This is a genomic window from Variovorax sp. LjRoot130, from assembly GCF_964253755.1.
Classification (GTDB): Bacteria; Pseudomonadota; Gammaproteobacteria; order Burkholderiales; family Burkholderiaceae_C; genus Variovorax.
This window is the reverse complement of sequence record NZ_CAXURM020000001.1, coordinates 3,954,035-3,978,270: the sequence shown is the minus strand read 5'-3', so window position 1 is coordinate 3,978,270 and position 24,236 is coordinate 3,954,035. Positions and strand designations below refer to the sequence as shown.

Below are 24,236 nucleotides of genomic sequence, written 5' to 3'. Positions count from 1 at the left end.
GTCCCGCAATTCCAACCAACCATCCAAACCAGGAGAACCTGATGGCAAAGACCGTCGCCGATGTACTCAAACTCGTCAAGGAAAACGAGGTCAAGTTCGTCGACTTCCGCTTCACCGATACCCGCGGCAAAGAGCAGCACGTGACCGTGCCCGTGTCCGCATTCGACGAGGGCAAATTCACCGACGGCCATGCCTTCGACGGCTCGTCGATTGCCGGGTGGAAGGGCATCGAGGCTTCGGACATGCTGCTCATGCCCGACCCGAACACGGCCAATATCGATCCCTTCTTCGAAGAAACGACGCTGCTTTTGACCTGCGACGTGGTCGACCCGACCGACGGCAAGCCCTACGAGCGCGATCCGCGTTCGCTCGCCAAGCGTGCCGAGGCCTACATGAAGGCCTCGGGCCTGGGCGACACGGCGTACTTCGGACCGGAGCCGGAATTCTTCGTGTTCGACGGCGTGCGCTGGCAGAACGACATGTCGGGTTGCTTCGTCAAGATCGAATCCGAAGAGGCTTCCTGGAACAGCGCCAAGGAATTCGAGCACGGCAACACCGGCCACCGTCCGGCGGTCAAGGGCGGCTACTTCCCGGTTCCCCCGGTCGACAGCTTCCAGGACATGCGCTCCGAGATGTGCCTGGTGCTCGAGTCGCTGGGCATCCCGGTCGAAGTGCATCACCATGAAGTGGCGAACGCCGGCCAGATGGAACTCGGCACCAAGTTCAGCACGCTGATCCAGCGCGCCGACTGGGTCCAGCTGCAGAAGTACGTGATCCACAACGTGGCCCACGCCTACGGCAAGACCGCGACCTTCATGCCCAAGCCGATCGTCGGCGACAACGGCTCGGGCATGCACGTCCACCAGTCGGTCTGGAAGGACGGCAAGAACCTGTTTGCCGGCGACGGCTACGCCGGCCTGAGCGACTTCGCGCTGCACTACATCGGCGGCATCATCAAGCACGCCCGTGCGTTGAACGCCATCACCAACCCGGGCACCAACAGCTACAAGCGCCTGGTCCCCGGATTCGAAGCGCCGGTGAAGCTGGCCTACTCGGCCAAGAACCGCTCGGCCTCGATCCGCATCCCCTTCGTGGCCAACCCGAAGGGCCGCCGCGTCGAAGCGCGCTTCCCCGATCCGATGATGAACCCGTACCTCGGTTTCGCCGCGATGCTGATGGCCGGCCTGGACGGCGTGGAGAACAAGATCCATCCGGGCGAAGCCGCCAGCAAGGACCTCTACCACCTGCCGCCGGAAGAAGACGCGCTGATCCCGACCGTGTGCCACAGCCTCGACCAGGCGCTCGACTACCTCGACAAGGACCGTGCCTTCCTGACCAAGGGCGGCGTGTTCACCGATGCCTACATCGACGCCTACATCGACCTCAAGATGCAGGAAGTCACGCGTTTCCGCATGGCGACGCACCCGGTCGAATTCGACATGTACTACTCCCTGTAAGCCAGCTTTTCGGCTTTGGCGTTAAAAAGGGACGGCCTTGGGCCGTCCCTTTTCCTTTTGGGGCAAGCTTGCGCGGCCGAACTCCCGAATTGCAGGAAAATGCCGGTTTGCTGCGCACTACATTCACGACCATGAAGACTTCTTCCGTTTTCCTCCTGGCCGCCTTGGCGGCGGCCGGCGTGCACCTCCAGGCCCAGGCCCAGCAGGAGCGCGTCTGGCGCTGCGGCAACGAATACACCAACAACGCGACCCTCGCCCAGCAGCGCGGCTGCAAGGTGATGGAGGGCGGCAACGTCACCGTGGTCCAGGGCACCCGCCCGATCGCGGCGGCTGCGGCAGGCAGCACCGCCGCGCGTGCGCCGGCCGGCAGCCCGCGCGTCGACGGCGCCGACCAGCGCGCACGCGACGGCGAAGCCCGCTCGGTGCTCGAGTCCGAGCTCAAGAAAGCCGAAGAGCGCCAGGCCCAACTGCTCAAGGACTACAACAACGGCGAACCCGAGAAGCAGGGCAGCGAAGCGCGCAACTATCAGAAGTACCTCGACCGCGTGGCCGAGATGAAGGCCGAGATCGCGCGCAACGAAAGCGACATCGCGGGCATCCGCCGCGAAATCGGCCGCCTGCCGGCCAATCGTTGATGGCCTTTGGCAAATCCGCCGCTGCCGCCAAGCGTTTTCAGGCCTTCGACCTTCTTTCCACGCTGATCGCGGTGGTGCGCACCGACGGCGCGGTGCTGTTCGCCAATGCCGGCCTCGAAGACGCGCTGGGCACCTCGCGCCGCACGCTCGAAGGCTCGCAGTTCGGCGCCTGCTTCCATGAGCCGCAGGTGCTGCGCACGGCGATCGACGGCGCGCGCAGCAACGACTTCGCCACGCTGCGCTACGAGGCCTTCCTGCGCCGCGTCAACCACGAGCTGATGCCGGTGCAGGTCACGCTCGCGCAGGGCGACCGCGCGGGCGAACTGATCATCGAAATGTCGCCGCTCGAGCAGCAGGTCCGGCAAGACCGCGAAGAGCGGCTGCTCGACCAGGCGCAGGCCAACAAGGAGCTGATCCGCAATCTCGCGCACGAGATCAAGAACCCGCTGGGCGGCATTCGCGGCGCGGCGCAGCTGCTGCAGATGGAAGTCGAGTCGCGCGACCTCATCGAATACACCCAGGTCATCATCCACGAGGCCGACCGCCTGCAGACGCTGGTCGATCGCCTGCTCGCGCCGCACCGCCGCCCGCACGTGGTGGGCGACGTCAACATCCACGAGGTCTGCGAGCGCGTGCGCTCGGTGATCCTTGCGGAGTTCCCGCGCGACCTGCACATCGAGCGCGACTTCGACGTCTCGATTCCCGAGTTTCGCGGCGATCGCGAGCAGCTCATCCAGGCCACGCTCAACATCGTCCACAACGCGGCGCAGGCATTGGCCGAGCGGCGTGCAGCCGGCGACGCGTGCATCACCTTCAAGACCCGCATTGCACGTCAGGTGATATTCAACAAGCAGTGGTATCGACTGGCACTGGAATTGCATGTCATCGACAATGGACCGGGTGTGCCGGACGCGATCAAGGACCGCATCTTCTACCCGCTGGTGTCGGGCAGGGAAGGCGGAACAGGCCTTGGATTGACGCTGGCACAAACTTTCGTGCAACAGCACCACGGCGTGATCGAGTGCGACAGTGTCCCGGGCCGGACCGATTTCAAGATATTGATACCGCTGCCTTAGCTAACAGGGAACAAGGAACTGCATGAAGCCGATTTGGATAGTGGATGACGACCAATCGATCCGCTTCGTGCTGGAAAAGGCGCTGTTGCGCGAAGACCTGCCGACCCGCAGCTTCACCAATACGCGCGAGGTGCTGGCCGCGCTCGAAGCCGCGGCCGACGACGAGATGCAGGGCCCGCAGGTCCTGGTGAGCGACATCCGCATGCCGGGCGGCTCCGGCCTCGACCTGCTCGACAAGATCAAGGCCAAGCATCCCGGCCTGCCGGTCATCATCATGACCGCCTTCTCCGACCTCGACAGCGCCGTCTCGGCCTTCCAGGGCGGCGCCTTCGAATACCTGCCGAAGCCCTTCGACCTGCCGCGCGCGGTGGAACTGATCCGCCGCGCGGTCGACGAAAGCCAGCGCGAGGAAGTGTCCGAGGAACGGATGGCCGCTGCGCCCGAGATGCTGGGCCAGGCGCCGGCGATGCAGGACGTGTTCCGCGCGATCGGGCGCCTGTCGCAAAGCAACGTGACGGTGCTGATCACCGGCGAATCCGGTTCCGGCAAGGAGCTGGTGGCGCGCGCGCTGCACAAGCATTCGCCGCGCGCCAGCGGCCCCTTCGTGGCGATCAACACCGCCGCCATTCCGAAAGACCTCCTCGAAAGCGAGCTCTTCGGCCACGAGCGCGGCGCCTTCACCGGTGCGCAGACCATGCGCCGCGGACGCTTCGAACAGGCCGAAGGCGGCACCCTGTTCCTCGACGAGATCGGCGACATGCCCTTCGACCTGCAGACGCGCCTTCTGCGCGTGCTGAGCGACGGCCATTTCTACCGCGTCGGCGGCCACAACTCGGTCAAGGCCAACGTGCGCGTGATCGCGGCCACCCACCAGGACCTGGAACAGCGCGTCAAGATCGGCGGCTTTCGCGAAGACCTGTTCCACCGACTCAACGTCATCCGGCTGCGGCTGCCGGCCCTGCGCGAGCGCGGCGAAGACATCCCCGCGCTCACGCGGCACTTCCTGCAGCAGAGCGCCAAGCAGCTCGGCGTCGAGCCCAAGCGCATCTCCGATGCGGCGCTCGCGCAGCTCGCGACCTTCTCTTTTCCCGGCAACGTGCGGCAGCTGGAGAACATTTGCCACTGGCTGACGGTGATGGCGCCGGCACAGCTGATCGAAGCCAAGGACCTGCCGCCCGAGGTGATGGCCGGTGCTGCTGCTGCCGTTGCAGCGCCCGGTGCCTCCGCCGCTGCCGCTGCCGCCACAGCTGAACGCGAACCCGTTGCGGCGCCTTCCACGTCTGCTGCCGCGGTCTTGGCCTCGGCTTCCCCGACGCCATCCGCGCCCGCTGCCGGCGCTGCGCCGGTCGGTTCGGGCTCGTGGGAGGCCGGGCTCGAACAGGAGGCCCAGAGCCTGCTGGCGGCCGGGCGCAACGACGTCTGGGACGTGCTGTCGCGCCGTTTCGAGTCGCGCCTGATCCTCACGGCGCTGGCCAACACGCGCGGCCGCCGCATCGAGGCCGCGCAGAAGCTCGGCATCGGCCGCAACACGATCACGCGCAAGATCCAGGAGCTCGGCCTGGAATAGCGAGTGGCGCCGGCGCTCAGCGGCTGCGCTGCCCGAGGGTCAGCGTATCGAGCTGGAACTGGCCGCTCCTGTCCCAGAGCCAGGTGTCGACGTAGGTGTGCGCACCCAGCTTGCCTGGGGCCGGCAGGGGCGAGGCCTCGCGGATCAGCTCTGCGATCTTTCCGCTCACCTCCGGCGCATGGCTCGGGGTGCGGCTGAAGTGCACGCCCGTGACGCGCCCGCTGCTGTCGACTTCGGTTTCGGTCACCACCACCGCATACACCAGCGGCGGAATCTTCCCCTTGTAGATGCGCTGGGGGTACTTGTTGTAGATGTGCCGGGCGCCGATCTTGCGGTAGGCGCGCACGGCCGGCGTCTGCACGGTGATGAGCCGCGCGGTCGGCACCTTTTCCGATGGCTGCGAGGGTTGTTCCGCGGGGGCTTTGGCGCCGGGGGAGGGCACTTCGTCGGTGGCGCTCGGCTTCAGCGCCGAGCAGGCGGAAAGGCCGAGCACGGCCGCGAGCAGGGCGAGGTGGAGGATCCGTTTCATGCGTTGAGCTCCAGGGTTACAGGTGCGTGGTCGCTGGGCTTGTCCCACTTGCGCGGCACGCGGTCGATCGTGCAGCCCTTTGCATGCGGCACCAGCGGCTCGCTCACCAGGATGTGATCGATGCGCAGCCCCCGGTTTTTCTGGTAGCCCAGCATGCGGTAGTCCCACCACGAGTAGCTCTTCTCGGGCTGCTCGAAGAGGCGGAAGCTGTCGGCGAGGCCGAGCCCCAGCAGAGCCTTGAAATGGTCGCGCTCCTCGGTCGTGTGATGAATGGTCTCGGCCAGCCCGACGGGGTCGAAGCTGTCGCGGTCCTCCGGCGCGATGTTGAAGTCGCCGAGCAGCACCAGCCTCGGATGCGCCGCGAGCTCCTCGCGCAGCCACTCGCGCATGGCGCGCAGCCAGCTCATCTTGTAGGCGAACTTCTCGGTGCCCGGCGCCTGGCCGTTGACGAAGTAGCCGTTGACGACGCGCAGCTCGCCGGCCGGCGTGTCGATGGTGGCACTGATCACGCGCGAATGATCGTCGGCAAAGCCACCGATGTTCTTCGCGATATCGCGCACCGGAGCGAGGCTCAGGATCGCGACGCCGTTGTAGGTTTTCTGGCCGAACACCGCCGCGTGATAGCCGGCCGACTGCAGCACTTCGAGCGGGAACTTGTCGTCGCTCATCTTCAGTTCCTGCAGGCACAGCACGTCGACCGGGTTGGCGATCAGCCAGTCGAGCACGTGCTGCAGGCGAGCTGTGAGGGAATTGACGTTCCAGGTGGCAATTTTCATAAATTGCGCAAGGGTACCTGAGTTAGGGATCGCCCATGCCCGCGACAGCGCTGGTGCGCGCTTCTAGTTCGTTGGACTTGTCAAAGATCGCATCTGCGCCGACCGCCAATCAGACCAAGGTGCCTGCCGCTCATTTCTTCATGGCCTTGATGTCGGCCTTGCCCTTCGCCTGTTCCGACTGGGCCTGCTTCACGCACGCAGTCTTGGCATCGCCCTTCTGGTCATCGCATTTCTCCTTGGCGACGCTGTAGGTGGCCTCCACCTTGGCCTCGGCCACCTTGCGCGCATTGCCGTCGCTGGGCTTGCGCTGCTGGTCGAACTCGGCCTTGGCGACCTTTTCCTTGCCCTTGGCTTCCGCGATGCAGACGTCCTTGGCGTTGTCCTTCATGGCGTCGCACAGCGCCTTGGCAGCCTTGTAGTCGGCTGCGATCTTGTCGCGGGCGGCCTTGTATTCGGCGTCGACCGGATCGATCTTCCCCGGTGGCGAGGGAGTCAGCTGTGCGCTGGCCTGGACGGCAAACAGGCACAACGATGCAATGGTGAACATCGACAGAAGCTTTTTCATGGTGTCTCCTCGTCGCTATCCAGACAGGGTGCAGAGGGCTGATGCTGCGGCGTGCCTGCATGAGGTCCGGCGTCAACAGCAATGTAGAAATCGACGGGTCCCGCAAAGGTAGGACGCTCCGTGGAGCGATCGTAGGTACATGCCGACGCGAGACTTTTCTTCATCGACCTTGACGACGTTGCTCGATTCGGTGCTCAGGCCATTTCCGGTGTCTCGGGGACTTGCTCATGTCGTACTTTCCTAGAGCGGACGGTTGAGATGGCTGAGGAACCAATCGCGCGCCAGCGCGGAAACAGCGCCGAGCGCGTCGGCTCTTCGAACAGGTGGGTCGCGCCAGGCACGATCGCAAGCCGCTTCTGGCTGTGCAGCAACGCGAGCGCTTGCCGATTCAAATCGATCACCGCCCCGTCGTTGCCGCCGACGATCAGCCACGCGACTCGGCGTTGCGAACGGGCTGGGTCCCGATCGGAACTTCATCCGGCCGCCGGGGTTTGTGTCACCGCGCCGTGTGGCGTGAAGTTTCGGCTCCGTGCAGGATCAGGTGTCGGCAAAGCGGTCGAATAACACACCCCGCAGCCACTGGTTGCCCGGATCGCGGTGGAAGCGCGCATGCCAGAACGCGTTGATCGCGATCTGCGGCAGCGCCACCGGGTGCGTGCGCCAGACCAGCCCGAAGGGCTCGGCGATGCTTTGCGCCAGGCGCTCGGGCACGGTGGCGATCATCGGCGTGGAGCGCAGGATGTGGCCGATGGCCACGAAATGCGGCACCGTGAGCCGGATGCGCCGCGCGACGCCCTGCGCGGCCATCAGCTCGTCGACCTGGCCGTGGCCGGTGCCCGCGGCCTTGACCAGCAGGTGCTCGGCGGCGCAGAAATCCTTCAGCGTCAGCTTCGGCTTGGTCGCGAGCGCATGCGTGGCGCTGAAGAGGCACACGTAGCGCTGCTTGAACAGCCGGCGCTGGAAGATGCTGGCCTTCAACTGCGGCAAGAGGCCGATCGCGATGTCCACCTGACCGGCCTCCATGGCATCGCGCAGGTTGACGGCGGTGTTGCGCACGGTGCTGATGGTCACGCCCGGCGCAGCGCGCGACAGCACCTCCATGAGCACCGGCGCGAAATAGATCTCGCCGATGTCCGTCATCGCGAGCGTGAAGCTGCGCGTGCTGGTGGCCGGATCGAAGACGGTCTGTTGATTGAGCGCGCCGTGCAGCGTGCCCATCGCGTAGGCCACGGGCTCCGCGAGCTGCAGCGCGAAGGGCGTGGGTTCCATGCCGCGCGCGGTGCGCAGGAACAGCTCGTCGCCGAAAGCCCGGCGCAGACGCGCCAGCGCATTGCTGATGGCAGGCTGCGAGAGGCCGAGCGATTCCGCCACGGCCGAGACGCGCTTCTCGGCCAGCATCCGGTCGAAGACCAGCAGCAGGTTGAGGTCGATGTCCCGAAGCTCCATGCCGCACCTTTATTCACAACGGTGATTCGATGAATTCACGAGATTCTATTGGCCAATGTGAGAAGGATGCCGATGATCGGCGCCATGGAACTGCATATCCGCCCCTTCGCACGCACCATCGAGGTCCGCCCGGGCGCGAACCTGTTGGAGGTGCTGCGCGAGCACCAGGTGCCGGTCTCCTACAGTTGCATGGCCGGGCGCTGCGGCACCTGCCGCTGCAAGGTGGTCGAAGGGCGGGTGCTGGACGCAGGGCAGGGGCAGGACGCGATGCGGCCCGAGGGCCTGCGCGAAAGCCATGTGCTGGCCTGCCAGAGCACACTGACCGAGAACTGCACCATCGAGATTCCCGAGCCTGACGAAGTGGTCGTGCACCCGGCGCGCATCGTCAAGGCCACTATTGCGGAGATCGAGACGCTCACGCACGACATCCGCCGGCTGCGCCTGAAGCCGGCCAAGCCCTTGTCGTTCTCGCCGGGCCAGTACGCCCAGCTGCAGTTCGCGCCCGAGCATGTGCGGCCTTATTCGATGGCCCGGCTCAGCGGCGACGCGGAGCTGGAGTTCCACGTGCGGCGCGTGCCCGGCGGCCGCGTGACCGACTATGTGTTCGAGCAACTGAAGCCCGGCGACGCGGTCCGTGTCAGCGGCCCGATGGGCGCCGCCTACCTTCGCACGCGGCACACCGGCCCGATCCTGTGCGCGGCCGGCGGCACGGGGCTGGCGCCCGTGCTCGCCATCGTGCGCGGCGCCATCGAGGCCGGCATGCCCAACCCGATCCACCTCTATTTCGGCGTGCGATCGGACGCCGACGTCTACGGCCTCGAAGAATTGCGCGAGCTCCAGGCGCTGCATGCGGGACTCAAGGTGCACGTGGTCGGCGTGTCGGGCGCGATGCGCCCGGGCTCGCGCCAGGGGCTGATCACCGACGCCATCCGGTCCGACTGGCCCGGCGGCTTCGAGGGCTGGCGCGCCTACCTCTGCGGCTCGCCCCCGATGGTGGAGGCGGTCACGCTGCTGCTCAAGGACCGCGGCCTGGCCGCAGAGAAGATCCATGCCGATGCCTTCTACATGCAGGGCACCTGAGACAGAGAAAGCGAGAAAAGGAGACTCCCATGACCACCCCCCAATCCATCGTATTCCCCGAGAAGATCCACTGGGAGTCGGAGAAGACCAGCCGCATTCCCTTCATGGCCTACATCGGCGAGGACCAGCACAAGAAGGAGCTGGAGCGCTTTTTCTACAACAAGCACTGGTGCTACGTCGGCCTGGAAGCCGAGATCCCCAACGCCGGCGACTTCAAGCGCACCGCGATCGGCGAGCGCTCGGTGATCATGGTGCGCGATGCCGAAGGCGGCATCAACGTGGTGGAGAACGTCTGCGCCCATCGCGGCATGCGCTTCTGCCGCGAGCGGCAGGGCAATCGCAAGGAATTCGTCTGCCCCTACCACCAGTGGAACTACACACTCAAGGGCGACCTGCAGGGCGTGCCCTTCCGGCGCGGCGTCAAGCAGGACGGCAAGGTCAACGGCGGCATGCCGGCCGACTTCAAGCCTGAAGAGAACAGCCTCAACAAGCTCAAGGTGGCCACGCGCGGCGGCGTGGTGTTCGCCTCCTTCGACCACGAAGTGGAGTCGCTGGAAGACTTCATGGGGCCGGCCATCCTGCATTACTTCGACCGCCTGTTCGACGGCCGCAAGCTCAAGATCCTCGGCTACAACCGCCAGCGCATTCCGGGCAACTGGAAGCTGATGCAGGAGAACATCAAGGACCCGTACCACCCGGGCTTGCTGCACACCTGGTTCGTCACCTTCGGCCTCTGGCGCGCGGACAACAAGTCCGAACTCAAGATGGATGCGCACGGCCGTCACGCCGCGATGATCTCGACGCGCGGCAGCGCGGGCAAGGCCGCGCAGGTCACGCAGGTGTCCAGCTTCAAGGAGAGCATGCAACTCAAGGACCCGCGCTTCCTCGACATCGTGCCCGAGCCCTGGTGGGGCGGCCCGACCGCGGTGATGACCACGCTGTTCCCGAGCGTGATCTTGCAGCAGCAAGTGAACAGCGTGTCGACGCGCCACATCCAGCCGGTGGGCCACGATGCCTTCGATTTCGTCTGGACGCACTTCGGCTTCGAGGACGACAGCGAGGAGATGCAGCAGCGGCGCCTGCGCCAGGCCAACCTGTTCGGGCCGGCCGGTTTTGTCTCGGCCGACGACGGCGAGGTCATCGAGTTCTCGCAGCAGGGCTTCGAGCAGAAGCCTTATCACCGCACGCTGGCCGAGCTCGGCGGGCGCGAGGTGGAAGACACCGATCACATGGTGACCGAGACGTTGATTCGCGGCATGTACAAGTACTGGCGCAAGGTGATGGAGGCATGACCATGGCGCCGCATGACTACTTCGAGCTGAGCCAACTCTACGCCGACTACGCACGTGCCGTTGACTCGGGCAACTGGGATTTGTGGCCCGCCTTCTTCATCGACGAGTGCAGCTACCGCCTGCAGCCGCGCGAGAACCACGAGCGCGGCCTGCCGCTCGCCACCTTGTCCTTCGAGAGCAAAGGTATGCTGGAAGACCGCGTCTACGGCATTCGCGAGACGCTGTTTCACGACCCCTACTACCAGCGCCATGTAGTAGGCCTGCCGCTGGTGCATGGCGTCGACGAGGACGGCACGATCCGCAGCGAAGCCAACTACGCCGTGTTCCGCACCAAGCTCAGCGAACTCTCCACCGTCTTCAACGTGGGCCGCTACATCGACACGGTCGTGCGGCGGCCCGAAGGCCTGAAGTTCGCTTCACGCCTCGTCGTCTACGACAGCGAAATGATCCCGAACTCCATCATCTATCCGATCTGAGACGAGGCCCACGAGGATGAACATGAGCACTACTTCCTGGATCGACGCCGCCGCCGTCGACGAACTGCCGGCCGACGACGTGTTGGGCATCGAGGTCGAGGGCCGCGACCTCGCGCTCTACAGCGTGGACGGCGAGGTCTTCGCGACGAGCAACACCTGCACGCACGGCCAGGCCCGCCTGTGCGACGGCTTTCTCGAAGGCCACGAGATTGAGTGCCCCTTGCACCAGGGCAAATTCGACGTGCGCACCGGCAAGGCGATGTGCGCGCCGCTCACCGAGGACCTGCGCAGCTATCCGGTGAAGATCGAGGCCGGGCGCGTGTACGTCGCGCTCGCCGAGATCGAATGGGCGCCGTGATGTGCGGAGAGCGGTTGCCGGCCTTCAGGGCCGTTCGAGCGTGACGAAGGCGTAGGGCAGGCCGTTGGCCGCGATGTGCGACTCGCGTGCGGTCTCGCGCCAGGACACGTCGAAACGCGGCGCCCAGGCGTCGCCTTCGTAGTCGCGCCCGATCTCGGTCACGAGGGCGCGCTGCGCCAGCGGCTCGGCCTCGGCATAGATCTGTGCGCCGCCGATCACCCAGACCTCGGGCAACTGCTCGTCTTCGCAGCGGATCAAGGCCTCGCGCAGGCTGCCGGCACGCTCTGCGCCGTCGCTCTGCCAATCCGCCTGGCGCGTGATCACGATGTTGCGGCGGCCCGGCAGCGGGCGGAAGCGCGGCGGCAGCGAGTCCCAGGTCTTGCGGCCCATGATCACCGGCGCGCCGGCGGTCTGTTGCTTGAAGTGCGCCATGTCCTCGGGCAGATGCCAGGGCATCACGCCGTCGCGGCCGATCACGCCGTTGGCGGCGCGTGCGAGGATCAGGTTGATGCGCGTCATGGTTCAGACGGCCACGGGCGCCTTGATGGCCGGGTGATGCTGATAGTCGACGACCTCGAAGTCCTCGTATTCGTAGTCGAAGATCGAGGCCGGCTTGCGCTTGATGACCAGCGTCGGGTAGGGGTAGGGCGTGCGGCTCAGCTGCAGCGCCACCTGCTCGGCATGGTTGCTGTAGATGTGGCAGTCGCCGCCGGTCCAGACGAAATCGCCCACGTCCAGATCGCATTGCTGCGCGATCATGTGCGTGAGCAGCGCGTAGCTCGCGATGTTGAAGGGCACGCCGAGAAAGATGTCGGCGCTGCGCTGATAGAGCTGGCACGACAGGCGGCCCCGTCCTGAGCCTGTCGAAGGAGCCACATAGAACTGGAAGAAGGCATGGCAGGGCATCAGCGCCATCTTCGAGAGCTCGGCCACGTTCCATGCGCTCACGATGATGCGGCGCGAATCCGGGTTGGTCTTGAGCGTGTCGATCACCTGCTGGATCTGGTCGATGTGGCCGCCGTCCGGGGTCGGCCAGCTGCGCCACTGAACGCCGTAGACCGGGCCCAGGTCGCCGTCCTCGCGCGCCCATTCGTCCCAGATGGTGACGCCGCGCTCCTTCAGCCAGTTGTTGTTGCTGGAGCCGGTCAGGAACCACAGCAGCTCCTGGATGATGGACTTGAGATGCACCTTCTTCGTGGTGACCAGCGGAAAGCCTTCGTTCAGGTCGAAGCGCATCTGGTGGCCGAACACGCTCTTGGTGCCGGTGCCCGTGCGGTCGCTCTTGTGCACGCCGGTCATGTCGACGTGGCGCATGAAGTCTTCGTATTGGGAGCGGATGGGGCGGGTGGTCATGTCAGTAGCCTGCAAACAGGGTATCCAGGGCGTCTTGGATTTCGAGTTGTCTATCGGCGAGGTTGGCGACGGGGCGGCGCAGATCGCTGATCGGCACGGCGCCGATCGAAGCCGTGTCCATGATCACCGCCTTGCCCGCCACCTCGAGCTCCGGATTCAGGTTCCGGACGCGGGCGGTGAACCTGCCGCGTATATAGAGAGGCACCACCACGCGTGTTTCGAGGACATCCAGAAAGCCGTTCTGAACGTCGAGCATGAATGGAATTGTCGTGCGGTCTGCGGGATCGGGATTGGCGTAGACGTCGAAGCGAGCCATCTCAGCCTTTTTTGCCATCGCCGAGGCTGCGTGCAAAACTGCGGTACTTGGCCAATGGCAGACCCTCCTTCGCAATCCGCGCGTTGTAGGCCTCCATGGCTTCCTTGTTCTCCGCAGCCCACTTTTCCCAATAGCGGCGTTTGACTTCTTCGGCAAGCAAACCGTCCACCGTCTGCGAGACGTTCATACCCAACTCGCGCGCCATCTCGAGAACCTTGCTATTGAGCGACAGGTTGGTGGCTTTCTTGGGCGCGTTGTCGAAGCGAAGCATGGGGTTTTCCTTGCTCATGGAGTATGCGCATATTTTACGCGCACGCTTACTCTGCGCGAATCACCCGACCCGGATTCAGGATGTTCTGCGGGTCCAGCCCGCGCTTGATGGCGCGCATCATCTCGAGCGCCACCGGCGACTTGTGCTTTTCGAGCTTGTCGACCTTGAGCGAGCCGACGCCGTGCTCGGCCGAGAAGGAGCCGTCGAACTTCTCGACCGCGTCGTAGACCAGCGTGTTGATGCGCTCTTCGTGCTCGCGCAGGAAGGTGCCGTTGTCGCCGCCGGCCGGCGCCTGCACGTTGTAGTGCAGGTTGCCGTCGCCGAGGTGGCCGAAGTTCACCAGCCGTACGCCCGGTACCTCGCGTTCCAGCAGCGCGTCGGTCTCGGCCACGAAGGCCGGGATGCGCGACACCGGAATCGAGATGTCGTGCTTGATGTTGAGCCCTTCCTCGGCTTGCGCCAGCGGAATGCTTTCGCGGATGTGCCAGAGCTGGTGTGCCTGCGTGAGGTTCTCGGCCACCACCGCGTCGCTGACGCAGCCGGCCTCGAAGGCGGTTTCGAGCAGCGCCTCGAAGCGGCCACGGGCATGGTCTTCGGATTCGTTGTCGGAGTTCTCGAGCAGCACGCAGTAGGGCGTCGCCGCATCGTCGATGAAGGGCACGCGCAGCTGCGGCATGTGCTTGTCGACCAGGCTCAGCGCGAACTTGCCCATGACCTCGAAGCCCGTGAGCCCCGGGCCCAGGCGTTTGTGCGCCAGGCCGAGCAGCGTCACCGCATGTTCGAGTGAAGGCACGGCCGCCCAGGCGGTGAGCCGCGCGGCCGGCAGCGGGTAGAGCTTCAGGGTGGCGGCGGTGATGATGCCCAGCGTGCCTTCGCTGCCGATCATCAGGTCGCGCAGGTCGTAGCCGGTGTTGTCCTTGCGCAGGCCGCTGGTGCCTTCCCAGATGCCGCCCTGCGGCGTGACGACCTCGAGCCCCAGGCACAGCTCGCGCGCATTGCCGTAGCGCAGCACCTGCGTGCCACCCGCATTGGTCGCCAGGTTGCCGCCGATGGTGCAGCTGCCTTCGGCCGCCAGGCTCAGCGGGAACAGGAAGCCGGCCCTTTCGGCGGCTTCCTGCAGGGTCTGCAGCACGCAGCCGGCATCCACCGTCATCGTGAGGTTGGCGGCGTCGATGCCGCGGATCGCGTTCATGCGCTGCAGGCTCAACAGCACCTGGGTGCCGCTCTCGTCCGGGATCGAGCCGACCGCAAGCCCGGTGTTGCCGCCCTGCGGCACGATCGTCGTGCCGGCGGCCGCGCAGGCCTTGACCACCTCGGCCACCTGCTGCGTGCTGGCTGGCCGCACCACGGCCAAAGACTTGCCGCGCGAGCGCTTGCGCCAGTCCTGCTCGTAGGCGCTGAGGTCGCCCTCGGTCAGCACATGGGCGGCACCGACGATGGTGCGCAGCTTGTCGATCAACGATGCGCTCATGGCGCGGCTCCTTCCAGATTGCGGGCCCGCGCCGCGTGGCGCAGGCGAAGACGAACATGCCAGGCGCAGGCGGCGAAGAGCGCCAGGCACAGCGCCACCTCGATCAGCGCAAGGAACTGGCTCGTGCCGTCGGCGTCGCTCCAGGCGCGCACCACGCCTTCGGTGAAATAGAGCCAGACCATGAGGCTGACCCAGCGGTAGGTGTACATCCGGTTCTTGAGCAGGCCCGCGAGCGGCACCACGAGCGGCAACACCTTGAGCGCCAGCCAGGAGCCGCCCGGGCGAAGCGGCGCCAGCCACATTTCCCAGGCCAGGCCGAGCACGATCAGGCCGACCAGGCTGCCGACGGCGAGCCAGCGCGTGGCGGAAACGGAAGGAGGGGAGGCGTTGGGAGCGGTCACGGCAAGGGGAGATCGATCGGGCGGCGCCGGAGCGGCAGAGGACCCGATGGCATGATACCGGCCATGAATCGCCGGCAACTCTGGAGGGATCTTTCGCACTTTCCCTGGGGCAATACCGCCGCGGTGCTGGGCGAACGTTTTCGCGAGGACCGGCTGGGCCTCACGGCCAGCAGCCTGACCTTCACCACCACCATCGCGATGGTGCCTTTCTTCACCGTCGCGCTGGCGCTGTTCACGGTGTTCCCGATGTTCTCGGCCATGCAGGGCAGAGTGCAGCGCTGGCTGATCGAGAGCCTGATCCCGGACAACATCGCACGCCAGGTGCTGGGCTACCTCAACCAGTTCGCGAGCAAGGCCAGCGGCCTCGGCGTCGCCGGCCTGGTGCTGCTGCTGGTGACCGCCATCGCGCTGATCCTGACGATGGACAAGACGCTCAACAACATCTGGCGCGTGCGCACGCCTCGGCCCTTCGCGCAGCGGGTGCTGATCTACTGGGCCGCGATCACGCTCGGGCCGCTGGTGCTGGCCCTGAGCCTGAGCACCACGGCCTATGTCTTCTCGGTCTCGCGCGATGTGGTGGGCCGCGGCATGCTCAAGCTGGTGTTCGACACCTTCGAATTCGTGCTGCTCGCGGGCGGCATGGCCTCGCTCTACCACTACGTGCCCAACACCCACGTGAAATGGGTGCACGCCTGGGCCGGCGGCATCTTCGTGGCTGCCGCGATCGAGATCGCCAAGCGCGTCCTGGGCTACTACCTGAGCCTGGTGCCGACCTACTCGGTGCTCTACGGCGCCTTCGCCACCGTGCCGATCCTGCTGGTTTGGATCTATGTGGCCTGGGTCATCGTGCTGCTGGGCGCGGTGATCGCGGCCTACTTGCCCAGCCTGCTGACCGGCGTCGCGCGACGCGGCGGCACGGCCGGCTGGCCGCTCCAGCTTGCGGTGGAAACGCTGCAGCAGCTGGCGCGCGCGCAGACGTCGCCGGCCAAGGGGTTGGGCGCGGCCGAGCTGGTGGCGCGCATGAAGGTCGACGCCCTGCAGCTCGCGCCGGTGCTGGAAACGCTGGTTGCGCTCGACTGGATCGGTCCGCTGGCCGAGGAGCCGGCCAACGAGGATCCGCGCTACGTGCTGCTGGCCGACCCCCGCAGCACGCGGCTCGAACCCTTGCTCAAGGAATTGCTGATGCCGCAGGCGCCGGCCCTCGATAACCTGTGGCAGAAAGGTCCCTTGCGGACGTTGCTGCTGCAGGATGTGCTTCCGTATCGATAATGGCATCGCTTTCCGTTCCACCCTCATTCATTCGACCTTGAACGATTCCACAGTTCCCGCGAGGCTGGCCCTGGCCGACGATGCCCTGTGGGTGGTCTGCCTGTGCGCCGAATGGTGCGGCGCCTGCCGCGAGTACCGGCCGCTGTTCGAGCAGGTGGCGCGCGCGCATCCGCAGTTCCGCTTTGCCTGGGTCGACATCGAAGACCACGCCGACCTGGCCGACGACTTCGACGTCGAGACCTTCCCGACCATCCTGGTGGCGGGCGAGTCTGGCACCCGCTTCCTCGGCCCGCTGCTGCCGCATGCCGAAACGCTGGCGCGCATGCTCGGCGCGTTGCAGCCGGGGCACGCGTCGGCCGCCGAGGTTTCAACCCTGCTCCGCGCACTGGCGCGCGAGCCCGATACCTTCTGCGTCGGCTAGCGCCATGAACGTCCTGCTCTTCGGCGCGACCGGCATGGTGGGCCAGGGCGTGTTGCGCGAATGCCTGCTCGACGCCGGCGTGTCGCGGGTGCTGAGCGTCGGGCGCAGCACGACCGGGCAGACCCATCCGAAGCTGCGCGAACTGATCGTGGCGGACCTCTTCGACTTGAGCGCCGTCCGGGAACAGCTCACGGGCTTCGATGCCTGTTTCTTCTGCCTCGGCGTCTCGTCGGCGGGCATGAGCGAAGAGGCCTATCGGCACGTCACCTACGAGCTCACGCTGGCCGCCGCCAAGGTGCTGGTGCGGCTCAATCCGCAGATGACCTTCGTCTATGTGTCCGGCGCCGGCACCGACAGCAGCGAGCGCGGCTCCAGCATGTGGGCGCGCGTCAAGGGCGCGACCGAGAACGCACTGATGCGCCTGCCTTTCAAGGCCGCCTACATGTTCCGCCCCGGCTTCATCCAGCCCTTGCACGGCGTGCGTTCCAAGGTGGCGCTCTACCGCTGGATCTACGTGCTGGCCAGCCCGATCTTCGGCCTGATCAAGCGTCTGGCGCCGCGCCACGTGACCACCAGCGAACAGGTGGGCCGCGCGATGCTGGTCGTCGCCCGGCGCGGCGCGCCCACGCCGCTGGTCGAAACCGCGGACATCAACGCGCTGCGCTGAGAAAGTCCCGCAGCGCGAACAGCACCTCGTCCGGCGCTTCCGACATCAGCTGGTGGCCGGCCCTGACGGTGAGCACCTGGGCCCGGGGCGCTTTCGCGCTCAGCGCACGGGTCGCGCGCGCCGGCGTCATCTGGTCCGCGTCGCCGAGCAGGAACAGGATCGGGCACTGCACGGCCGCGATCGCCGCTTCGCCGTTCGCATAATCGTTGCAGGCCTTGAAGCCGATGTGGAACACGTTGGCGTCGCGGTTGCTGGCCAGCACCCGCCGCATCAGCGCGCGCGAACCGCCGTAGAGCCAGGTGCCCGGGCCCAGCGAGGACGGTGGCGGCGCCAGCAGCGAATGCGAGAAGGTGTTGACCATGTCGATCGCGCGCTGCGGATCGTTCAGTGCACCGTCGAGCAGCGCGGGTGAGACGGTCATCGGGTAGGCCGTGCCGACCAGCGCCAGGTGCGTGACCCGCTCCGGCGCGCGCGCAGCCGCTTCGAGCGCGATCAGCGAACCGAAGCTGTGGCCGACCAGAGCTGCCTTGCCGATGCCGGCCGCATCGAGCAGCGCGACGACGAATTGCGCCGCCTCCTCGACGCTCGCGGGCGGCGGGCCCTCGCTCCTGCAATGCCCGGGCAAGTCGATCGCCAGCACGTTCCAGCCGTGGTTGGCGAACCAGCGGCTTTGCAGGATCCACACGCTGTGGTCGTTGAGCACGCCATGGATGAACACCACGCTGGGCTTCGCGGCATCGAAAGTCTTGCCGCCGGTGTAGCAGTAGCTGCGATAACCGTTGACCGTGAGCTCCATCAGGCACCCGCCTTTTCTGCGGCCTTCAAGGCACGCTTGAGATCGTCGATCAGGTCGGCCGGGTCCTCGAGCCCGATCGACAGACGGATCGTGCCCTGCGAAATGCCTGCGCCGGCCAGCGCCTCGTCGGTCATGCGGAAATGCGTGGTACTCGCCGGATGGATCACCAGGCTGCGGCAGTCGCCCACGTTCGCGAGATGGCTGAAGAGCTTCAGCGCCTCGATGAACTTCTTGCCCTGCTCGCGGTTGCCCTTGAGGTCGAAGCTGAAGACCGCGCCGGCGCCCTTGGCGCCGTGGCGCAGCAGCTTGGCCGCCAGCGCATGGCTCGGATGCGTTTCGAGCAGCGGATGCCCCACGTGCGCCACGAAGGGATGCGCCGCCAGGAACTCGACGACCTTCTGCGTGTTGTCGATGTGGCGTTCCATGCGCAGCGGCAGGGTCTCGATGCCCTGCAGGATCAGCCAGGCCGTGTGCGGGCTCATCGAGGCGCCGAAGTCGCGCAGCCCCTCGCGCCGCGCGCGCAAGAGGAAGGCGCCGACCGTGCTTTCCTCGCTGAAGACCATGTTGTGGAAGCCGTCGTAGGCCTGCGTCAGCTCGGCGAACTTGCCCGAGCGTTCCCAGTCGAAACTGCCGCCGTCGACCACCACGCCGCCGATCACGGTGCCGTGGCCCGAGAGGAACTTGGTGGCCGAGTGGTAGATCAGGTCGGCGCCCCAGTCGAAGGGCTTGATCAGGTAGGGCGAGGTCAGCGTGGAATCGACCAGCAGCGGCACGCCGGCCGCGTGCGCGATCTCGCTCACCGCCGGGATGTCGAGCACGTCGAGGCCCGGGTTGCCCACGGTCTCGCCGAACAGCAGCTTGGTCTCCGGCCGGATCGCGGCGCGCCAGCCGTCGAGGTCGCCCGGCTTCACGAAGGTGGTCTGGATGCCGAAGCGCCGCAGCGTGTAGTGCAAAAGGTTTTGCGAGCCGCCGTAGAGCGCGGTGCTCGCCACGATGTGCGAGCCTGCGCCCATCAGCGTCGCGATCGAGAGGTGCAGCGCGGCCTGGCCGCTGGCGGTCGCGATCGCACCGATGCCGCCTTCGAGCGCGGCCACGCGCTGTTCGAGCACCGCGTTGGTCGGGTTGCTGATGCGCGAGTAGACATGGCCCGCGCGTTCGAGGTTGAAGAGCGCGGCCGCATGGTCGCTCGACTCGAAGACGAAGGAGGTGGTGAGGTGGATCGGCACCGCGCGTGCGCCGGTGGCGGGGTCGGGTGCGGCGCCGGCGTGCAGTGCCAGCGTATCGAAGCCGGGGTCGGAATAGCCGGGCATGGGAGCCTTTCGATGGTCGTTTCTGCAATGCCCCGTGGCGCGCGCAATGCCTGCGACGCCGACATGGGCCTGTGGACGGGCGGCCATTGTGGGCTATATTCAAATCGGCACGCCGCCGAGCAAGTGAGGAGCACCACGATGAAAGTCAGCGACATCCTGCGCGTGAAGGGCAACACGCTCTACACCGTCACGCCCGACGAACCCCTGTCCGATGCGGTCAACACCATGGCCGACAAGGACATCGGCTCGCTGGTGGTCATGGAGCATGGCGACCTGGTGGGCATGCTCACCTTCCGCGAAGTCATCGTCGCCATCGTCGGCAACGGCGGCCAGGTCGGCGGCACGCTGGTGCGCAAGGCGATGGACGACCATCCCGTCACCTGCACGGCCGAAACCGACCTCGACGAAATCCGCCGCATCATGCTCGAGCGCCATGCGCGCTATATGCCGGTGATGGACAAGCGCATGCTGATGGGCGTGATCAGCTTCTACGACGTCGCCAAGGCCGTGGTCGACAGCCAGAACTTCGAGAACAAGATGCTCAAAGCCTACATCCGCGACTGGCCGGCGGAAGACGAGTCCTCGTAGACCCTCACTCCTTGATGTTCGCCGCCTGCACGATCTTTTGATTGCGCGCGTACTCGGCGTGTACGAACTTGCCGAGTTCTTCAGCCGAACCGCTGCCCGGTAGCGCGCCTTGCTCCGTCAGCTTGGTGCGCACCTCGGGGTCCTTCAACACCGCATTGAGCTCTTGGTTGAGGCGGGTGACGATCGCCGGCGGCGTGTTGGCCGGCGCGAAGATGCCGGTCCAGCTCAGCATTGAATAGCCCTTGAGGCCCGGCATCTCGTCGAAGGCCGGCACGTTGGGCAGCGCGTCGAGACGCTTGTTGCCGGTCACGCCCAGCGCCTTCAGGCGGCCGCCGTTCACATGCGGGATCGCGCTGGTGCTGACCAGCATGGCCAGGTCGATCTGGTTGCCGATCACGTCGGTGGCGATCTGCGCGCCGCCGCGATAGGGCACATGGGTCACGTAGATGCCGCTTCTTTCCTTGAGCAGCTCCATTGCGAGCTGCAGCACCGTGCCTACGCCCGAGGTCGCGTAGTTGTACTTGCCCGGCGCGGCCTTGGCGAGCTTGACGAAGTCGGCGTAGCTCTGCGCCGGCAGGCCCGGCCGCGCGACCAGCACCATCGGCGCGGTGTTGAGCATGCCGACCGGCGCCAGGTCCTTCAGCGGGTCGAACTTGAAGGCGGCGGGGTTGATGAGCTTGCCGATCGCGATCGCGCTGTCCGGCCCCGCCACCAGCGTGTAGCCGTCGGGCGCCGCGTTGGCGGCCTTGGCCACGCCGATGGCGCCGCCGGCGCCGGTTACGTTCTCGATCACGACCGACTGCTTGAGCCGTTCGCCTAGCTTGGTGGCGACCAGGCGCGCATTGAAGTCCACGCTGCCGCCGGCAGAGTAGGGAACGATCAGCGTGATCGGCTTGGCGGCGGGCCATGCGGGCGCTTGGGCGAATGCCGCGCCGGGCAGCGCGGCCAGGAGCATCGAGGCGAGGAGCAGGGGCTTGGGTCTAGGCATGGTCAGTCTTCGGAAGTGATCTGGTCTTGCGGCAGCTGTGCGCGCAGCGCATCGAATTCGGCGCTCCATTGCACGCGCCATTCGCGGCGCGTCGTGTCGTCGATCCACGCGCCGTCGAGCCCGTTGTGCATGAAGCCGCGCAGATCGTCGAGGCCGAAGCCGAAGTCGCGCACCATCATTGCCCAGGCTTGCGTGGGCGTGACCTTGTGCAGCGTGGGGTCGTCGGTGTTGGGATGGATGCGCAGGCCCAGGCCGGGCATGCGGCGGATCGGATGGTCCAGCGCCCAGCGCTCGGGCGGCAGCGTGCGCAGGTAGTAGGAGTTGGTCGGCACCACGGTGAAGAGCACGCCGCGCTCGGCGCACTCGCGTGCGAACTCGGGCTGGTCGACCACCGTGTAGCCGTGGTCGATGCGGTCGACCTGCAACACGTCGAGCGCGGTGCGCACGTTGGTCCACGGCATGCCGAACTCGCCCGCGTGCGCGGTCGTCTTGAGGCCGGCGCGCCGCGCGTCGCGGTAGGCCTGCTGAAAGAGTTCGGGTGGCCGGTCGACCTCGCGGTAGTCGATGCCGATACCGATCACCTCCTCGCAGAGGTTGGCCGTGACCCAGCCGACCATCTCGACAGCAGCCTCGGGGCTGGCCTCGCGGTCGATGGCCGCGATCAGCCGGCCGGTGATGCCGAACTCGTCTTTTGCGTCATGGATGGCGCGCACGATGGCCTCTTGCGCGCTGCGGTAGGCGATGCCGGAGTCGCGCACCGTGCCGGTCGGGTTCCAGAAGAACTCGGCGTAGCGCACGTTGTGGGCCGCCGCGTCCTCGAGGTATTCGAAGGTGAGCCGGTGCAGGTCGTCGGGCACGCGCACCAGCCGCGCATCGAGCGCGCGCAGCACGCGAAGCACGCCGACCGGCTTCTCGCCGCGCGTGTAGAAGCCTTCGATCTCTTCATCGGCCAGCGGCCGCCCGGCGCGGCGATTGAGCGCCGCGAAGCTGTCGTGCCGCACTGTGCCGAACAGGTGGCAATGCAGCTCGAGCTTCGGGATCGCATGCAGGAAGGCATCGAGCGGGGAGGCGGGCGCGGGCGTCATCCGGGCCAGTCTAGACCAGCACCAGCCAGTGGAGTCAGTGCACCTCGGCAGCCGTGTGGATCGCCTCGCGCACCCGCGGATAGATCTGCGCATTCCACTTGCTGCCGCTGAAGACGCCGTAGTGCCCCACGCCCGCCTGCAGGTGGTGGGTCTTGAGGTAGGGGCGCACGCCGGTGCAGAGGTCTTGCGCTGCCACCGTCTGGCCGGCTGCGCAGATGTCGTCGCGCTCGCCTTCGACGGTCAGCAGTGCGGTGCGGCGGATGGCAGCGGGGTTGACCTTGCGCTCGCCCACGGTGAGCGCGCCGCGCGGCAGGTCGTAGGTCTGGAACACGCGCTCCACCGTCTCCAGGTAGAACTCGGCCGGCAGGTCGTTCACCGCCAGGTATTCGTCGTAGAAATCGCGGATGGTGGCGGCCTTCTCGGTTTCTCCTTCGACCAGGTACTCGAAAAGCTTCTGGAACTGCTGCTTGTGGCGCTCCGGGTTCATGCTCATGAAGGCGGTGAGCTGCAGGAAGCCGGGGTAGACGCGCCGCATCATGCCTGCATGCGGCCAGGGCACGCGGCTGATCAGGTTGCGTTCGAACCAGCCGATCGGGCGCTCGTTCGCAAGCTTGTTGACGGCCGTCGGGTTGATGCGGCAATCGACCGGCCCGGCCATCAAGGTGAGGCTGCGCGGCGTGGACGGGTTGTCGTCCTCGGCCATCAGCGCGGTGGCCGCCAGCGCCGCCACGCAGGGCTGGCAGACCGCAACCATGTGCACGCCGGGTCCGACGGCCTCGAGAAACTTGATGAGCTGCAGCGTGTAGTCGTCCAGGCCGAAGCCGCCATGCCAGAGCGGCACGTCGCGGGCGTTGTGCCAATCGGTCAAATAGACGTCGTGGTCCCGCAGCAAGGTGCGCACGGTTTCGCGCAGCAGGGTCGCGAAATGGCCCGAAAGTGGTGCGGCCAGCAGCACCGGCGGATGCACTGCGCTGGTGTTCTTGCGGAAGTGAAGCAAGGTGCCGAAGGGCGCGACCAGCGCAACCTCTTCATGCACGGCCACTTCTTCGCCGTCGACCGTCACGCTCTGGATGCCATAGGCCGGCCGCGTGTGGGTGAGCCGCATGCGCGAGTAGACCTCCATGGCGGCGGCGATGCGCCGCGCCGCGCTGCGCTGCGAATTCTGCTGCCACAGGGAACTGCCGAGGTACTGCGCCGCGAGCCGCGATGGCGAAAGCAGGTCGGCGCTGGTTTGGTAGGCCCTGTACAACATATATACCTCTCGCAGGCAATTTGCGGGCCAAGGCGCGCGCCGGGGTGGGTGCGACATGCACTGTTCTGGCACAGGCCTTGCACACGCTGCAGGGCCTATCCCGGCAGCCGAGGAGCGTCCCCATGGCGAGCAGCAAACCCGTTCTCACGATCAGCAGCAAGAACTACGGCGCATGGGCGCTGCGCGGCTGGCTGATGTGCCGGCTGGCGGGGCTGGACTTCGTCGAGAAGGTGATCCCGCCCGACGACCCGGCCATGAAGGCCGAGATGCTGCTGCTGTCGGCCTCGATGCTGGTGCCCTCGCTGCAGCACGGCAGTGTGAAGGTCTGGGACACGCTCGCGATCGGCGAATACCTGAACGAGATCAAGCCCAAGGCCGGGTTGCTGCCGGCCGACATCAAGGCCCGCGCCCACTGCCGCGCGATCTGCGGCGAGATGCATTCGGGCTTCGGCTCGATGCGCGGCGCCTTGCCGATGAACATCAAGGCCAGGTTTCCCAACTTCAAGATCTGGTCGCGCGCGCAGACCGACATCGATCGCATCGCCCTGATCTGGCGCGAGTGCCTCAAGGCCTACGACGGCCCCTTCCTGTTCGGCAAGGAGCCCAGCATGGCGGACGCGATGTACGCACCGGTGGTCACCCGCTTCATGACCTACGACGTCGCGCTCGACCGCGCCTGCGCCGCCTACTGCAAGCGGATCGTCGAACTGCCGGCCATGCAGGAGTGGATCGAGGCGGCCAAGCTGGAGCCCGAGGAGATCGACGAGCTCGACGCGGAGTTCTGAGCAGGA

Annotated in this window: 29 protein-coding genes; 13 read left to right on the top strand and 16 right to left on the bottom strand. The window is 66.4% G+C overall.

What is annotated here, in order from left to right; genetic code table 11:
* Positions 1-41: 41 nt before the first annotated feature.
* From glnA to ntrC, 4 genes are all read left to right on the top strand, one after another.
* Entirely contained in the window at positions 42-1,457 is a 1,416-nt protein-coding gene (glnA, locus tag ACSQ86_RS19855) for a type I glutamate--ammonia ligase (RefSeq protein WP_093103124.1), read from the top strand.
* A gap of 131 nt (positions 1,458-1,588) precedes the next feature.
* Positions 1,589-2,092 (top strand): hypothetical protein, encoded by a 504-nt coding sequence (locus ACSQ86_RS19850; protein WP_093103126.1) that lies wholly within the window; start codon positions 1,589-1,591, stop codon positions 2,090-2,092.
* Positions 2,092-3,168 (top strand): nitrogen regulation protein NR(II), encoded by a 1,077-nt coding sequence (gene glnL / locus ACSQ86_RS19845; RefSeq protein ID WP_093103127.1) that lies wholly within the window; start codon positions 2,092-2,094, stop codon positions 3,166-3,168. Before ACSQ86_RS19850 ends, glnL begins: the two co-directional genes overlap by 1 nt.
* A 22-nt stretch (positions 3,169-3,190) precedes the next feature.
* Positions 3,191-4,735: a nitrogen regulation protein NR(I) gene (gene ntrC, locus ACSQ86_RS19840; RefSeq protein ID WP_436304751.1), complete on the top strand. Its 1,545-nt coding sequence runs from the start codon at positions 3,191-3,193 to the stop codon at positions 4,733-4,735.
* Between the two features lie 16 nt (positions 4,736-4,751).
* Here the strand turns inward: ntrC and ACSQ86_RS19835 are convergent, their stop codons facing one another.
* From ACSQ86_RS19835 to ACSQ86_RS19815, 5 genes are all read right to left on the bottom strand, one after another.
* Positions 4,752-5,264: a hypothetical protein gene (locus ACSQ86_RS19835; protein ID WP_093103131.1), complete on the bottom strand. Its 513-nt coding sequence runs from the start codon at positions 5,262-5,264 to the stop codon at positions 4,752-4,754.
* Positions 5,261-6,040 carry an exodeoxyribonuclease III gene (xth, locus tag ACSQ86_RS19830; protein WP_436304750.1) on the bottom strand — a complete coding sequence of 260 codons (780 nt, stop codon included), beginning with the start codon at positions 6,038-6,040 and terminating at the stop codon, positions 5,261-5,263. The genes ACSQ86_RS19835 and xth overlap by 4 nt, the downstream gene beginning before the upstream one ends.
* A 130-nt stretch (positions 6,041-6,170) precedes the next feature.
* Positions 6,171-6,605: a hypothetical protein gene (locus ACSQ86_RS19825; RefSeq protein ID WP_436291017.1), complete on the bottom strand. Its 435-nt coding sequence runs from the start codon at positions 6,603-6,605 to the stop codon at positions 6,171-6,173.
* Positions 6,606-6,799: 194 nt separating this feature from the next.
* On the bottom strand, positions 6,800-7,006 hold the full coding sequence (locus ACSQ86_RS19820) for a hypothetical protein (protein ID WP_436309473.1): 207 nt from the start codon (positions 7,004-7,006) through the stop codon (positions 6,800-6,802).
* Between the two features lie 136 nt (positions 7,007-7,142).
* A complete protein-coding gene (locus ACSQ86_RS19815; RefSeq protein ID WP_436291019.1) occupies positions 7,143-8,051 on the bottom strand; it encodes a LysR family transcriptional regulator in 909 nt (302 codons plus the stop codon).
* An 84-nt stretch (positions 8,052-8,135) separates the two neighbouring features.
* Between ACSQ86_RS19815 and ACSQ86_RS19810 the strand changes: the two genes are divergently transcribed.
* The 4 genes from ACSQ86_RS19810 to ACSQ86_RS19795 are packed head-to-tail and all read left to right on the top strand — an operon-like array spanning position 8,136 to position 11,257.
* Positions 8,136-9,131 carry a 2Fe-2S iron-sulfur cluster-binding protein gene (locus ACSQ86_RS19810; RefSeq protein ID WP_093103280.1) on the top strand — a complete coding sequence of 332 codons (996 nt, stop codon included), beginning with the start codon at positions 8,136-8,138 and terminating at the stop codon, positions 9,129-9,131.
* 29 nt (positions 9,132-9,160) lie between these two features.
* On the top strand, positions 9,161-10,423 hold the full coding sequence (locus tag ACSQ86_RS19805; RefSeq protein ID WP_093103137.1) for an aromatic ring-hydroxylating dioxygenase subunit alpha: 1,263 nt from the start codon (positions 9,161-9,163) through the stop codon (positions 10,421-10,423).
* Between the two features lie 2 nt (positions 10,424-10,425).
* Complete coding sequence (locus tag ACSQ86_RS19800) at positions 10,426-10,899, top strand: aromatic-ring-hydroxylating dioxygenase subunit beta (RefSeq protein ID WP_093103138.1); 474 nt, start codon at positions 10,426-10,428, stop codon at positions 10,897-10,899.
* Positions 10,900-10,921: 22 nt separating this feature from the next.
* A complete protein-coding gene (locus ACSQ86_RS19795; protein ID WP_436304746.1) occupies positions 10,922-11,257 on the top strand; it encodes a non-heme iron oxygenase ferredoxin subunit in 336 nt (111 codons plus the stop codon).
* A 24-nt stretch (positions 11,258-11,281) separates the two neighbouring features.
* Here the strand turns inward: ACSQ86_RS19795 and ACSQ86_RS19790 are convergent, their stop codons facing one another.
* Genes ACSQ86_RS19790 through ACSQ86_RS19765 form a run of 6 tightly spaced genes read right to left on the bottom strand, consistent with a single transcriptional unit; the run spans position 11,282 to position 15,069 of the window.
* The gene (locus tag ACSQ86_RS19790) at positions 11,282-11,776 is read right to left on the bottom strand and encodes a dihydrofolate reductase (RefSeq protein WP_093103141.1); all 495 of its coding nucleotides are present in this window, start codon (positions 11,774-11,776) and stop codon (positions 11,282-11,284) included.
* Between the two features lie 3 nt (positions 11,777-11,779).
* Positions 11,780-12,610: a thymidylate synthase gene (locus ACSQ86_RS19785; protein WP_093103143.1), complete on the bottom strand. Its 831-nt coding sequence runs from the start codon at positions 12,608-12,610 to the stop codon at positions 11,780-11,782.
* A 1-nt stretch (position 12,611) separates the two neighbouring features.
* Positions 12,612-12,926 (bottom strand): CcdB family protein, encoded by a 315-nt coding sequence (locus ACSQ86_RS19780; protein ID WP_436304745.1) that lies wholly within the window; start codon positions 12,924-12,926, stop codon positions 12,612-12,614.
* A 1-nt stretch (position 12,927) separates the two neighbouring features.
* Positions 12,928-13,215, bottom strand: a complete 288-nt coding sequence (locus ACSQ86_RS19775; RefSeq protein WP_436304744.1) for a type II toxin-antitoxin system CcdA family antitoxin — start codon at positions 13,213-13,215, stop codon at positions 12,928-12,930.
* A 28-nt stretch (positions 13,216-13,243) separates the two neighbouring features.
* Positions 13,244-14,668, bottom strand: a complete 1,425-nt coding sequence (locus tag ACSQ86_RS19770; RefSeq protein ID WP_436309472.1) for an FAD-binding oxidoreductase — start codon at positions 14,666-14,668, stop codon at positions 13,244-13,246.
* A complete protein-coding gene (locus ACSQ86_RS19765) occupies positions 14,665-15,069 on the bottom strand; it encodes a DUF2069 domain-containing protein (RefSeq protein ID WP_436304742.1) in 405 nt (134 codons plus the stop codon). The genes ACSQ86_RS19770 and ACSQ86_RS19765 overlap by 4 nt, the downstream gene beginning before the upstream one ends.
* 51 nt (positions 15,070-15,120) lie before the next feature.
* Here ACSQ86_RS19765 and ACSQ86_RS19760 point away from each other — a divergent pair, with 51 nt between their 5' ends.
* From ACSQ86_RS19760 to ACSQ86_RS19750, 3 genes are read left to right on the top strand one after another with little or no spacing between them, the layout of a single operon-like run.
* On the top strand, positions 15,121-16,338 hold the full coding sequence (locus tag ACSQ86_RS19760; protein WP_093103151.1) for a YihY family inner membrane protein: 1,218 nt from the start codon (positions 15,121-15,123) through the stop codon (positions 16,336-16,338).
* Positions 16,339-16,375: 37 nt separating this feature from the next.
* Entirely contained in the window at positions 16,376-16,759 is a 384-nt protein-coding gene (locus ACSQ86_RS19755; protein WP_436304741.1) for a thioredoxin family protein, read from the top strand.
* Between the two features lie 4 nt (positions 16,760-16,763).
* Positions 16,764-17,426, top strand: a complete 663-nt coding sequence (locus ACSQ86_RS19750) for an NAD-dependent epimerase/dehydratase family protein (RefSeq protein WP_436304740.1) — start codon at positions 16,764-16,766, stop codon at positions 17,424-17,426.
* Here the strand turns inward: ACSQ86_RS19750 and ACSQ86_RS19745 are convergent.
* Both ACSQ86_RS19745 and ACSQ86_RS19740 read right to left on the bottom strand, forming a co-directional pair.
* Positions 17,410-18,222, bottom strand: coding sequence for an alpha/beta fold hydrolase (locus ACSQ86_RS19745; protein WP_436309471.1), 813 nt, complete (start codon positions 18,220-18,222; stop codon positions 17,410-17,412). The genes ACSQ86_RS19750 and ACSQ86_RS19745 overlap by 17 nt on opposite strands.
* Positions 18,222-19,532, bottom strand: a complete 1,311-nt coding sequence (locus ACSQ86_RS19740) for an O-acetylhomoserine aminocarboxypropyltransferase (RefSeq protein WP_093103158.1) — start codon at positions 19,530-19,532, stop codon at positions 18,222-18,224. The genes ACSQ86_RS19745 and ACSQ86_RS19740 overlap by 1 nt, the downstream gene beginning before the upstream one ends.
* Positions 19,533-19,670: 138 nt before the next feature.
* On the opposite strand from ACSQ86_RS19740, the gene ACSQ86_RS19735 reads away from it, so the two are divergent.
* Positions 19,671-20,120, top strand: coding sequence for a CBS domain-containing protein (locus tag ACSQ86_RS19735; RefSeq protein WP_093103159.1), 450 nt, complete (start codon positions 19,671-19,673; stop codon positions 20,118-20,120).
* A gap of 4 nt (positions 20,121-20,124) precedes the next feature.
* On the opposite strand, the gene ACSQ86_RS19730 is transcribed toward ACSQ86_RS19735, so the two are convergent.
* Genes ACSQ86_RS19730 through ACSQ86_RS19720 form a run of 3 tightly spaced genes read right to left on the bottom strand, consistent with a single transcriptional unit; the run spans position 20,125 to position 23,445 of the window.
* Positions 20,125-21,108: a Bug family tripartite tricarboxylate transporter substrate binding protein gene (locus ACSQ86_RS19730; protein WP_436304738.1), complete on the bottom strand. Its 984-nt coding sequence runs from the start codon at positions 21,106-21,108 to the stop codon at positions 20,125-20,127.
* 2 nt (positions 21,109-21,110) lie between these two features.
* Positions 21,111-22,193 (bottom strand): adenosine deaminase family protein, encoded by a 1,083-nt coding sequence (locus ACSQ86_RS19725; protein ID WP_436309470.1) that lies wholly within the window; start codon positions 22,191-22,193, stop codon positions 21,111-21,113.
* Positions 22,194-22,227: 34 nt separating this feature from the next.
* Positions 22,228-23,445, bottom strand: a complete 1,218-nt coding sequence (locus ACSQ86_RS19720; protein ID WP_436309469.1) for a polyhydroxyalkanoate depolymerase — start codon at positions 23,443-23,445, stop codon at positions 22,228-22,230.
* Positions 23,446-23,567: 122 nt separating this feature from the next.
* Here ACSQ86_RS19720 and ACSQ86_RS19715 point away from each other — a divergent pair, with 122 nt between their 5' ends.
* Complete coding sequence (locus ACSQ86_RS19715) at positions 23,568-24,230, top strand: glutathione S-transferase (protein ID WP_093103165.1); 663 nt, start codon at positions 23,568-23,570, stop codon at positions 24,228-24,230.
* The last annotated feature ends 6 nt before the right edge of the window (positions 24,231-24,236 follow it).